The organism is Salinarimonas soli (assembly GCF_008386575.1).
Classification (GTDB): Bacteria; Pseudomonadota; Alphaproteobacteria; order Rhizobiales; family Beijerinckiaceae; genus Salinarimonas_A; species Salinarimonas_A soli.
In genome coordinates this window covers 1-11,255 of sequence record NZ_VUOA01000013.1, presented here as the reverse complement: position 1 = coordinate 11,255, position 11,255 = coordinate 1, and the positions used below count along the sequence as shown (strand labels likewise).

At 70.8% G+C, this 11,255-nt stretch carries 8 protein-coding genes; 4 read left to right on the top strand and 4 right to left on the bottom strand.

Annotation, left to right across the window (positions count from 1 at the left end):
- Positions 1 to 44: 44 nt before the first annotated feature.
- Complete coding sequence (locus F0L46_RS05570; RefSeq protein WP_149816066.1) at positions 45 to 656, top strand: TetR/AcrR family transcriptional regulator; 612 nt, start codon at positions 45 to 47, stop codon at positions 654 to 656.
- A gap of 494 nt (positions 657 to 1,150) precedes the next feature.
- Here the strand turns inward: F0L46_RS05570 and F0L46_RS05565 are convergent, their stop codons facing one another.
- A complete protein-coding gene (locus F0L46_RS05565; RefSeq protein ID WP_149816065.1) occupies positions 1,151 to 2,350 on the bottom strand; it encodes a GNAT family N-acetyltransferase in 1,200 nt (399 codons plus the stop codon).
- 263 nt (positions 2,351 to 2,613) lie between these two features.
- Positions 2,614 to 5,433 carry a preprotein translocase subunit SecA gene (gene secA, locus F0L46_RS05560; RefSeq protein WP_149816064.1) on the bottom strand — a complete coding sequence of 940 codons (2,820 nt, stop codon included), beginning with the start codon at positions 5,431 to 5,433 and terminating at the stop codon, positions 2,614 to 2,616.
- A 322-nt stretch (positions 5,434 to 5,755) separates the two neighbouring features.
- On the opposite strand from secA, the gene F0L46_RS05555 reads away from it, so the two are divergent.
- The gene (locus F0L46_RS05555) at positions 5,756 to 6,643 is read left to right on the top strand and encodes a peptidylprolyl isomerase (protein ID WP_149816063.1); all 888 of its coding nucleotides are present in this window, start codon (positions 5,756 to 5,758) and stop codon (positions 6,641 to 6,643) included.
- Between the two features lie 177 nt (positions 6,644 to 6,820).
- Here F0L46_RS05555 and F0L46_RS05550 read toward each other — a convergent pair whose 3' ends face one another.
- A complete protein-coding gene (locus F0L46_RS05550; RefSeq protein ID WP_240539883.1) occupies positions 6,821 to 7,858 on the bottom strand; it encodes a patatin-like phospholipase family protein in 1,038 nt (345 codons plus the stop codon).
- Positions 7,859 to 8,234: 376 nt separating this feature from the next.
- The gene (locus F0L46_RS05545) at positions 8,235 to 9,020 is read right to left on the bottom strand and encodes a 3-hydroxybutyrate dehydrogenase (RefSeq protein WP_149816061.1); all 786 of its coding nucleotides are present in this window, start codon (positions 9,018 to 9,020) and stop codon (positions 8,235 to 8,237) included.
- Positions 9,021 to 9,145: 125 nt separating this feature from the next.
- Between F0L46_RS05545 and F0L46_RS05540 the strand changes: the two genes are divergently transcribed.
- On the top strand, positions 9,146 to 9,649 hold the full coding sequence (locus tag F0L46_RS05540; protein ID WP_149816060.1) for a Fur family transcriptional regulator: 504 nt from the start codon (positions 9,146 to 9,148) through the stop codon (positions 9,647 to 9,649).
- A gap of 81 nt (positions 9,650 to 9,730) precedes the next feature.
- Positions 9,731 to 11,005: a flavodoxin-dependent (E)-4-hydroxy-3-methylbut-2-enyl-diphosphate synthase gene (gene ispG, locus F0L46_RS05535; protein WP_240539882.1), complete on the top strand. Its 1,275-nt coding sequence runs from the start codon at positions 9,731 to 9,733 to the stop codon at positions 11,003 to 11,005.
- Positions 11,006 to 11,255: the final 250 nt, after the last annotated feature.

Sequence of the window (11,255 nt, the reverse complement as noted above, 5' to 3'; positions counted from 1 at the left end):
CCTGAACGTTGACGCGGAGGAGGCTCCGGCCTCAAGCTGATGCCATGACCCTCGACGTGCCCGCCGACATCGCCGAACCCTGCACCCGGACTCGGATCGTCGAGACGGCGGAGCGATTCTTTCGCCAAATCGGCTACCAGAAGACCACGGTCGCCGACATCGCCAAGGCGCTCAAGATGAGCCCGGCCAACGTGTACCGCTTCTTCGACTCGAAGAAGGCGATCAACGAGGCCGTGGCCGAGCGGCTGATGCGGGAGGTCGAAGGCGCCATCGCGGCGATCGCGGCGCGCAAGGGGCCCGCCGCCGAGCGCCTGCGCGACATGGTGCGGACCATGCACGGCATGAACGCGGCCCTCTACACGGAGGAGCTGCGCATGCACGAGATGGTGGACGCGGCCCTCTCCGAGAGCTGGCACGTCGTCCACGGCCATATCGAGCGCAAGAGCGCGATCTTCGAGCGCGTGGTCGCCGACGGCATCGCCTCGGGCGAGTTCGCCGTCCGCGACGCGAGGCTCGGCTCCCGCTGCGCCCAGCTCGCCCTTCTCAGGTTCTTCCACCCCCGCATGCTGGTGGAATGCGCCGGCGAGCCGGAGCCCACCCTCGACCAGCAGATCGACTTCGTCCTGCGCGCCCTGGGGCACCGGGCCGGGGCCTGAGCGCCCCTGGCTTCATGCCAGGGGTCTGAACGGGAAGGGATTGCTCCTGTCCCCCTCATGCTGAGGAGCCTGCGCCGGGCAGGCGTCTCGAAGCACGCACCACGCTGCCACGGCCGTCCTGTGATCCCTGGAGCGCCCTTCAAGGCCCCGCGTCGCGGGGCACCTCAGAGCCTGACCCGAAAGGGTTCGCACCTGTCCCCCTCATGCTGAGGCGCGAGCGGAGCGAGCCTCGAAGCACGCACCACCCGCGTGAGCCGGAGGGAGATCCCTGGAGCGCCCTTCGAGGCCCGCCTGCGGCGGGCACCTCAGGACGAGGACGGAGGGTGGGCCGTACTTATGAGCCAGCCTCTGAGGTGCCCTGCGGGGCAGGGCCTCGAAGGGCGCTCCAGAGGTCTCAGCGGAGCTGTGGCAGCGTGGTGCGTGCTTCGAGACGCGCTCTTCGAGCGCTCCTCAGCATGAGGGGGCGGGAAGGCCGGTCGGCCCGTGCCGGCCGCTTAAGCCGAGCGCAGGGCCGTGGCCTTGCGGCCGAGGGCGCGGCGCAGGCGAGCCTTCACCTCGGAGACAAGGCCGTCGATCCGGTCGAGGCGGGCCGAGACCCGTTCCAGCGCCGCAGGGGTCGAGTCGCGGCGCAGGTCGACGAGGAGCCGCCCGAACGCGACGCGCTCCCGCCATAGCCCCTCCACGGGGTGGCCCGGCAGCGCGCCGGAATCCATGAGCGAGACCTGCCCGCCGTCGAGGGTCATGAGAAGGGTGTGGACGTCGAGGAGGGCACCCGGCGACGCCCGGCTCCAGGTCTCGTCGTAGGCGCACTTGAACGCCACCGCCTCGTCCCCCGCCACGAGGTGCAGCGCGGCGGCGATGGGCTTGCCGTCGACCCGCATGAGGTCCGCCGCCGCCATCGGCGCCGTGCCCGACAGGGCCTCGCGGGCGAAGGCGAGCACCGCCGGCTTGGAGGCGAGCGCGGTCCCCTGGCGCCCCTTCCACCCCGCCGCCTCGATGGCGAGGAAGGCGTTGACCGCGGGCGCCGCCGCGGGACCCCACAGGGTGCGCGTCTCGACCGTGCCGGCCTCGCTCAGGCGCTTCTCGCAGCGCCGCAACTCGCGCACCCGCTTGCCCGGGACGCGCGCCTCCAGATAGGCACCCGACGGCAGGCCCGCCCGGATCGCCGCCCGCTCGTGCGAGCGCGCCAGCAGCGTCGGCCGGCCCGCCGCCGCGATGCCCGCCGCGACGGGGCCATGCAGCCGCAGCGGCTCCATGACGAGGACCGCGCGGGGGAAGCGGCGCGACAGCTCGGCGAGCAGGCGCTCGATCACGGCCGCCGTGCCGTCCGCCCCGACGAGCGGCGTCGCGTTCACCACGAACGGATCGGCGAGGCCCCGCAGCAGGGGAGGGCGGATCAGCGGCAGGCCGGGCTCGACCGTGAAGGGCAGGAGCGCCGCAAGGCGCCGGCCCGCGCCGCTTCCGCGCCAGACGAGCGCCACCTGGATGCGCCCGGCGCGAAGGCGTCCGAGCGGGCGCAGGAAATCGGGGCCGAGGAAGGGATTGGGCTCGATCGCCTCGACGAAGAGCGCCCGCCAATGCGGCTCGACCGCGTCGAGGTCGCCGATGCGGTGCAATTCGACGGCGAGGTCCGGGGCCGCGCGGCGCGGCGCGGCGACGTCGCGGTCCGCGATGAGGTCCAGCACGGCGGTCATGGGCGGCAACGCTCCGGAAACGATGCCCCACGCTTAGCGGGTGCGGCCTAAGGTTCCGTTGCGGCGATTCCTGAGCGCCCAGGGCGGCAGTACGAGAGGGTTTGGTTGGAGGCTATCGGTCCCAGGGACGCATGGGGTCTCGCAACGAGGCTGCCCGTTCCGGCTGTGACCTGCCGTGCCGGCGGGCGCCCGCAGGCGACCCGCACGGCATCATCGAGGGCGCAGCGTGGCCAGGACGTCCGCCCCGGCCCCGCCGGCTGCCATCAGGCGAACGCGCCGTGGCAATGCTTGTACTTCTTGCCCGAGCCGCACGGGCAGGGCTCGTTGCGGTTCACCTTGCCCCAGCTCGCCGGGTCGCTCGGGTCGCGGTCGGCGAGCAGCGCGTCGGCGGCGGGCAGGCCGCCGGGGAGCATGGCGAGGCCCAGCCCCGAGGGCGAGCCGATGCCAGTGGAGCCGCCCGAGTCGAACTCGTTCTCGCCCGTGACGGGATCGAGGTGCTGGCCGAACATGTCCGGCAGCTCGGGCTCGGGCTGCTGGAACACCACCTCGATGCGCATCATCTGGCCCGTCACCTGCTCGCGCAGGCGGCCGATGAGGCTCTCGAAGAGCTGGAAGGCCTCGGACTTGTACTCGTTGAGCGGGTCGCGCTGGGCATAGCCGCGCCAGCCGATCACCTGGCGCAGGTGGTCCAGGGTCACGAGGTGCTCGCGCCACAGATGGTCGAGGCTCTGGAGGAGCACCTGCTTCTCGACATAGGTCATGACCTCGGCCGAGTTCTTCTCGATGCGGGCCGCATAGGCCTCGTCGGCCGCCTGGCGCAGGCGCTCGCGCATCTCCTCGTCGGCGATGCCCTCCTCCTTGGCCCACTGGTCCACGGGCAGGTCGAGGTTGAGGACGCCGGCCACCGCCTCCTTGAGGCCCGCCGCGTCCCACTGCTCGGGATAGGCGTCGGCCGGGATGTGGTCGGCCACGAGATCGTCGACGACGCCGTGGCGCATCTCGTCCACCGTCTCGCGCACGCTCTCCTGGCGCATGAAGTCCTTGCGCTGCTCGAAGACGACCTTGCGCTGGTCGTTCATCACGTTGTCGTACTTCAAGATGTTCTTGCGCATGTCGAAGTTGCGTGCCTCGACCTTGGCCTGCGCCCGCTCGATCGCCTTGTTGATCCAGGGGTGGACGATGGCCTCGCCCTCCTGGAGGCCGAGCTTCGTCAGCATGCCGTCCATGCGGTCGGAGCCGAAGATGCGCATGAGGTCGTCCTGCAGGGACAGGAAGAACTTCGAGCGTCCGGGGTCGCCCTGTCGGCCCGAGCGGCCGCGCAGCTGGTTGTCGATGCGCCGCGATTCGTGGCGCTCCGTGCCCATCACGTAGAGGCCGCCGGCGCCGAGCGCCCGCTCCTTGAACCTCTCGATCTCGGCCACGATCTCCGCCTCGCGGCGGCTGCGGGCGTCGCCCTCCAGGCCGGCGCATTCCTGCTCCAGGCGCATCTCGAGGTTGCCGCCGAGCTTGATGTCGGTGCCGCGGCCGGCCATGTTGGTGGCGATCGTGATGGCGCCAGGCACGCCCGCCTCCGCCACGATGAAGGCTTCCTGCTCGTGGAAGCGGGCGTTGAGCACCGCGAAGTGCTTCTGCGGCTTGCCCTCGCGCGCCGCCTTGTAGACGGGCTGGAGCGCCTGCGGGTCGCCGAAGTCGATCTGCGTGAAGCCGTGCTGGCTCAGGAGCTTCGCGAGCAGCTCGGACTTCTCGATCGACGTGGTGCCCACCAGCGTCGGCTGGCCCTTCGCCGAGGAGGTCTCGATGTCCTTGATGATCGCCTGGTACTTCTCCTCCACCGTCCGGTAGACCTCGTCGTCCTCGTCGAGGCGGGCCACGGGGCGGTTGGTGGGCACCTCGACGACCTCGAGGTTGTAGATGTCGGCGAACTCGTCGGCCTCGGTGGCCGCCGTGCCCGTCATGCCGGCGAGCTTGTCGTAGAGGCGGAAATAGTTCTGGAAGGTGATCGAGGCGAGGGTCTGGTTCTCGGGCTGGATCGTCACCCGCTCCTTGGCCTCCAGCGCCTGGTGCAGGCCTTCCGAATAGCGGCGGCCCGGCATCATGCGGCCGGTGAACTCGTCGATGATCACCACCTCGTCGTTGCGGACGATGTAATCCTTGTCGCGCTGGAAGAGGGTGTGGGCGCGCAGCGCCTGGTTGACGTGGTGGACCAGCGTCGCGTTCTGCGCATCGTAGAGGGTCCCCTCCTTGAGGAGGCCCGCGCCCTCCAGGAGCTCCTCGATGCGCTCGTTGCCGGTCTCGGTCAGCGCCACGGTGCGCTGCTTCTCGTCGAGGTCGTAGTCCGTCCGGGCGAGATCCGGGATCAGGCGGTCGATGGCGGTGTAGAGGTCCGAGCGGTCGTCGATGGGCCCAGAGATGATGAGGGGCGTGCGCGCCTCGTCGACGAGGATCGAGTCGACCTCGTCCACGATCGCGTAGGCGTGCCCGCGCTGCACCATCTGGTCGACATCGTACTTCATGTTGTCGCGCAGATAGTCGAAGCCGTACTCGTTGTTCGTGCCGTACGTGATGTCGCAGGCATAGGCCGCCTGGCGCTCCACGTCGTCGAGGCCGTGGACGATGATGCCGACGGTGAGGCCGAGGAAGCGGTAGACCTGCCCCATCCATTCCGCGTCGCGGCGGGCGAGGTAGTCGTTCACGGTGACCACGTGGACGCCGCGGCCGGCGAGCGCGTTGAGATAGACCGCGAGCGTGGCGACGAGGGTCTTGCCCTCGCCCGTGCGCATCTCGGCGATGGCGCCCTCGTGGAGCACCATGCCGCCGATGAGCTGGACGTCGAAGTGGCGCTGGCCGAGCGCCCGGCGGGCGCCCTCGCGCACGGTGGCGAAGGCGGGCACCAAGATGTCGTCGAGGGTGGCGCCGGCCGCGACCTGCTCCTTGAAGGCGGCGGTGCGGGCCCGCAGCTCGTCGTCGGACAGCCGCTGGAGCTCGGGCTCGAGCGCGTTGATGGCCTCGACCTTCGGCCGATAGGTTTTCAGCCGACGGTCGTTGGCCGAACCGAAGATCTTCTTGGCAAGTGCACCGAGCATTGGGGGAACCTGTAGTCCAGCTTCAGAATGAGCGGAGGGGGCGTTCGCCGCGCCTTATAGACTTAAATACGGGCCTGTGCATCCGAAAGGACGCGACCCGAAATTCCGGTCGCCCCCGCAACGCGGCGGGCCGCCGGCCCGTTCCCCGCCCGCCTTGCAACGGGCCGGCGGCCCGACCATCTCCACGGGGCAGGCGGGTCGCGGCGCGCGGCGCAACGCCCGCTTGCCAAGGAACGGGAAGCCTGCCTAAGGGTTCGCGACCCGACGCACCGCGCCCACGACGCTCAAGGCGCCCGAACCCTATCGCCTGCAAGGAGTCCCCATGCGATCGCTCGTCCTCGCCCGCGCCAGCGCGCTCGCGCTCGCCCTGGCGCTGCCCTCCCTCGCCCTCGCCCAGCAGGGCGCCGCCCCGGCGCAGGGAGCCGCGCCGGCGGCCAAGCCCGCCTCCCCCGACACGGTGGTGGCCCGCGTCAACGGCCAGCCGATCACCGAGGCCGACCTCGCCGTCGCCGAAGCCGATCCGGCTTTGTCGCTGCCGGGCGTGAGCGAGGCGCAGAAGCGCGACCTGCTCATCAGCTATCTCGTGGACCTCAAGATCGGCGCCCGCGTCGCGGAATCGGCCAAGACGGCGGAGGGCCCCGACTTCGCCCGCCGCCTCGCCTATTTCCGCGACAAGCTCCTCCTCGACGACTATCTCGAGTCCGAGGTGAAGAAGGCCACGACGCCCGAGGCCGCGCGCAAGCTCTACGACGACGCCGTGAAGGGCATGGCCCCCGAGGAGGAGGTTCGCGCCCGCCACATCCTCGTGGAGAATGAGGACGAGGCCAAGAAGGCGCTGGCCCGCGTCCGCGGCGGCGAGGACTTCGCCAAGGTGGCCGCCGACCTCTCGAAGGATCCCGGGTCCAAGACCGAGGGCGGCGATCTCGGCTTCTTCACGAAGGAGCGCATGGTGGCGCCCTTCGCCGAGGCCGCCTTCAAGCTGGAGCCCGGCAAGATCTCCGAGCCCGTCAAGTCGCAGTTCGGCTGGCACGTCATCAAGGTCGAGGAGAAGCGCACCAAGCCCATCCCGTCCTTCGACGAGATGAAGGAGCAGATCGACACCTACCTCGCCCGCAAGGCCCAGCAGGACGTGATCCTGCGCCTGCGCCAGGAGGCGAAAGTCGAGCGCCTCGACCAGCCGGCGGCGACGCCCGCGCCCGAGAAGAAGTAACGCCTATCCCCCTCCCCCTTGCGGGGAGGGGTCAGGGGTGGGGGTCGGGACGCCATCCGCCGTCGGTCCAGGATTAAGCTTGTACGGCCCTGCGTTCTCCCCACCTGCCCGCCAGCTCCGACTTTGCGACCCCCACCCCAACCCCTCCCCGCAAGGGGGAGGGGGGATGGCGCGCCGCTATGAATAGGCCGCCTTTAGATCCAGCGTGCCGCTCTTGCCGATGGCGTCGTAATGCGACGCGAGCCACGCCTTCGCGGTGGCGCGGCCCCGGTCGCGCAGATCTTCCAGGAAGCTCCAGGCCGGCGTGAGGCGCGAGGCGGCGGTGACGTCGTCGAGGACGCCCTCGCCGTCGATGCGGTGCAGGCGCAGCCGCTTGTAGTCGGCGGGCGAGAGCCGTCCCTCCTCCACGAGCCGGCTCACGAAGTCGATGGCGCGCAATTCGCGCAGGAGCCCCCCGTTGAAGGTGATCTCGTTGAGGCGGCCCTGGATCTCCTGGGCGTTGCGCGGGACCATGCGGCGCTCGACGGGGTTGATCTGCACCAGCACCACGTCGAGGGCGTCGGCCCCGTAGATCACGGGGTAGATCGCCGGGTTGCCCATGTAGCCGCCGTCCCAATAGGGCTCGCCGTCGATCGTCACGGCCTGGAACACGGTGGGCAGGCAGGCGGACGCCATGACGTGGTCGGGGGTGAGTTCGGCGTTCTCGAAGATGCGGATCTTGCCCGTGAACACGTTCGTCGCCGCGACGAAGAGCTTCACGGCCTGGCAGGCCCGCACCTTGTCGAAGTCGACGAGGTCGGCCACCGCGTCGCGTAAGGGGTTGATGTTGAGCGGGTTGAAGTCGTAGGGGCTCGACAGCTGCGACAGGAGGCCGCCCCAGGGCAGGCCCGTGAGCCGGTCCGGGCTCCAGGCGTTGAGGAACGCGCCGAACAGGCTGCGCTGCGCCGGCGACAGCGATCCGCCGAGCGCCATGCGACGCCAGAACGCCTCGAGCTGCCCCCGCGCGCCCTCCGTGCCCCCCTCCATGAACCCTTCAGCGAGCACGACGGCGTTCATCGCGCCCGCGCTCGCCCCCGTGATCGCCTCGATGGCGAGCCGCCCGTCCTCCAGGATCGCGTCGAGCACGCCCCAGGTGAAGGCCCCGTGCGCGCCCCCGCCCTGGAGCGCCAGGCACACGGTCTTCTCGGCCTTCGGGCCGGCGAGAGCGTTCGGCATGGCGGGCTCCTGTGGGTCTTCGGTTGGCGGTCGAATGACCGCGGTCATGGGGTGATGGCGGGGGCGGTGCCGGAAGGATCGCATCCGTTCGGTCGCGACCTCTCCGGCCGGGTCACCGCCGTCCCCCCCACCCCGACCCTCCCCCGCAAGGGGGGAGGGAGCGCGGCGGCGCTCGGCGGCACGCGCGCAGTCCGGCCTGCCCCGAGCGTTCGAACGAGCCGCCACGGGTTCCCCTCCCCCTTGCGGGGAGGGGCTAGGGGTGGGGTGACGGCGGAGGCCGAGCAGAACGAGGCTCGAGCGATCGGCGGGCGACATCTCCGGCCCAACCACCGCCATCACCCACAAGGGGAGAGGGAGCGCGGCGAGGCGAAGGGCGTCACTGCGCCGTCCAGCCCCCGTCCATGGTCATGTTGGCGCCCGTGATCTGGGAGGCTGCGTCAGAGCACAGGAACACGGCGAGCGCCGCCACCTGCTCGACCGTCACGAACTCCTTCGTGGGCTGCGCCTGGAGGAGCACCTTCTCGATCACCTCCTCCTTCGTCATGCCCCGCGCCTTCATCGTGTCGGGGATCTGGCGCTCGACCAGCGGCGTCCAGACGTAGCCCGGCGAGATGCAGTTCACGGTGATGCCGTGGGTGGCGAGCTCGAGCGCCACGGTCTTCGTGAAGCCCGCGATGCCGTGCTTGGCCGCCACATAGGCCGACTTGAAGGGCGAGGCGACGAGGGAGTGGGCCGAGGCGGTGCAGATGATCCGCCCCCAGCCCCGGCTCTTCATCCCCGGCACCGCCGCGCGCGTGGCGTGGAACGCGGACGACAGGTTGATGCCGATGATCTGGTCCCACTTCTCGACCGGAAAGTCCTCGACGGGCGAGACATGCTGGATGCCGGCATTGTTCACGAGGATGTCGACGGTGCCGAAGGTCTCCTCGGCCCCCCGGATCATGCCGGCGATCGCCTCGGGGTCGAGCATGTTGGCGGCGGAATAGCCGGCCCGCACGCCGAACGACGTCTCGATCTCGGCGCGCGTCCGCTCGATCTCGGCCGCGTCGCCGAAGCCGTTGAGGAGCACGTTCGCGCCCTCCGCCGCGAAGCCGCGGGCGACGGCGAGCCCGATGCCGCTGGTGGAGCCGGTGACGACGGCGGTCTTGCCCTTGAGGCTCATGATGGGATCCCGTTGTTGCAGGGCACCCGTTCTAGAGCATTTTCGCGCGGGCGGGAGGGGGCGAAAGGATCGGGGAACCACCTCCAGGGGTGTGCGGGCGAGCCCGAAGGGTTATGTAGGAGGCCATGAGCGCGCATCACCACCATCATCACGACGGCGCCTGCGCCCACGCGGAGGCCGCGGCCTCGGGGGCTGGGGAGGCCTTGGCGCGGGCCGAGGCGGCGTGCCGGGCGCGGGGCGTGCGGCTCACGCCCATCCGCCGGGACGTGCTCGCCGCCCTCTACGCCACGCACAAGCCGCTCGGCGCCTACGACCTCGTCGAGGCCCTGCGCCGGGACGGGGAGCGGGCGCTCGCCCCCATCTCGATCTACCGGGCGCTCGACTTCCTCATGGAGCAGGGGCTCGCCCACCGGCTCGCGAGCCGCAACGCCTTCGTGGCCTGCCCGCACGGGCACGGGCCCTGCGATCTCGTGGCCTTCCTCATCTGCGAGACCTGCGGCGGGGTGGACGAGCTCTCCTCCGAGCCCCTGTCGGCGGCGCTGCGTGGGCTCCTCGCTCGGGAGCGCTTCGCCCCGCGCACCCAGGTGCTGGAGATCGCCGGCCGCTGCAGCCATTGCGAGGCGTCCTGATCCCGGCTCCGCCGCCCAGCCCGCGCTTGACGGGCGCGCCGCGGGGCCTCAGCTAATATGCGTCCTTCCATCGGTAGACCCATGACCGCCATCGTTCCCGTCTCGGCCGAGCCCCAGGCCGGCCCCCTCCCGCGCCGCCGCACGGTGCCCGTGGCCGTGGGCCACGTGATCGTGGGAGGCGGGGCGCCCATCGTCGTCCAGTCGATGACCAACACGGACACGGCGGACGTGGACGCCACCGTGGCCCAGACCGCGGCGCTCGCCCGCGCGGGCTCGGAGATCGTGCGCATCACGGTGGACCGGGACGAGGCGGCGGCGGCGGTGCCGAGGATCCGCGAGCGCCTCGACCGCCTCGGCGTCGACGTGCCGCTGGTAGGCGACTTCCACTATATCGGCCACAAGCTGCTGGCCGACCACCCGGCCTGCGCCGAGGCGCTCGCCAAGTACCGCATCAATCCCGGCAATGTCGGCTTCAAGGACAAGAAGGACCGGCAGTTCGGCATGATCGTCGAGCAGGCGATCCGCCACGGCAAGGCGGTGCGCATCGGCGCGAACTGGGGCTCCCTCGACGGGGAGCTCCTCACCCACCTCATGGACGAGAACGCCCGCTCGGCGGCGCCCCTCGACGCCCGCGCCATCACCCGCGAGGCCATGGTGCAGTCGGCCCTGCTCTCGGCGGCCCGCGCCGAGGAGATCGGGCTCGGCCGCGACCGGATCGTCATCTCGACGAAGGTGTCCTCCGTCCAGGACCTCATCGGCGTCTATCGAGACCTGGCGCGCCGCTCCGACTACGCGCTGCATCTCGGCCTCACGGAGGCCGGCATGGGCTCGAAGGGGCTCGTCGCCTCCTCGGCCGCGCTCGGCATCCTGCTCCAAGAAGGGATCGGCGACACGATCCGCTTCTCGCTCACCCCCGAGCCCGGCGGCGACCGGACCCTGGAGGTGCGCGCCGCGCAGGAACTCCTCCAGACCATGGGCTTTCGCACCTTCGTGCCGCTGGTCGCCGCCTGCCCCGGCTGCGGGCGCACCACCTCGACGGTGTTCCAGGAGCTCGCCCGCGACATCCAGGACTGGATCGTCGCCTCCATGCCCGAATGGAAGCGCACCTATCCCGGCGTCGAGGCTCTCAACGTGGCCGTCATGGGCTGCATCGTGAACGGGCCCGGGGAATCCAAGCACGCCGATATCGGCATCTCGCTGCCCGGCACGGGCGAAACCCCCAGCGCTCCCGTCTTCATCGACGGCCGTAAGGCCGCGACCCTGCGCGGCCCTGCCATCGCGGCGGACTTCAAGACGATGGTCCAGGACTACATCGACCGCCGCTACGGCACGGCAGGGACCCGGGCGGCTGAGTAGGGCGCCCGTAGCGCGATCCCGGGCACCCGACGCGAGCGGCTGCGTCCTGAAACGCGCTCAAGCGGCACCGCCTCCCTCTCCTCAGAGGCTGACCCGAAAGGGCTTGCTCCTGTCCCCCTCATGCTGAGGTGCCCTGCGAAAGCAGGGCCTCGAAGCACGCAGGACGCTGCCACAGCCGTCTGGCGATCTCTGGAGCGCCCTTCGAGGCCCACTTCGTGGCCGCCTCAGGACGAGGGTGGTGGGTCGGCCG

Coding starts and splice junctions, on each gene's coding strand:
- F0L46_RS05570 (WP_149816066.1), top strand. CDS start 45: ATGACCCTCGACGTGCCCGCCGACATCGCCGAACCCTGCACCCGGACT.
- F0L46_RS05565 (WP_149816065.1), bottom strand. CDS start 2,350: ATGACCGCCGTGCTGGACCTCATCGCGGACCGCGACGTCGCCGCGCCG.
- secA (WP_149816064.1), bottom strand. CDS start 5,433: ATGCTCGGTGCACTTGCCAAGAAGATCTTCGGTTCGGCCAACGACCGT.
- F0L46_RS05555 (WP_149816063.1), top strand. CDS start 5,756: ATGCGATCGCTCGTCCTCGCCCGCGCCAGCGCGCTCGCGCTCGCCCTG.
- F0L46_RS05550 (WP_240539883.1), bottom strand. CDS start 7,858: ATGCCGAACGCTCTCGCCGGCCCGAAGGCCGAGAAGACCGTGTGCCTG.
- F0L46_RS05545 (WP_149816061.1), bottom strand. CDS start 9,020: ATGAGCCTCAAGGGCAAGACCGCCGTCGTCACCGGCTCCACCAGCGGC.
- F0L46_RS05540 (WP_149816060.1), top strand. CDS start 9,146: ATGAGCGCGCATCACCACCATCATCACGACGGCGCCTGCGCCCACGCG.
- ispG (WP_240539882.1), top strand. CDS start 9,731: ATGACCGCCATCGTTCCCGTCTCGGCCGAGCCCCAGGCCGGCCCCCTC.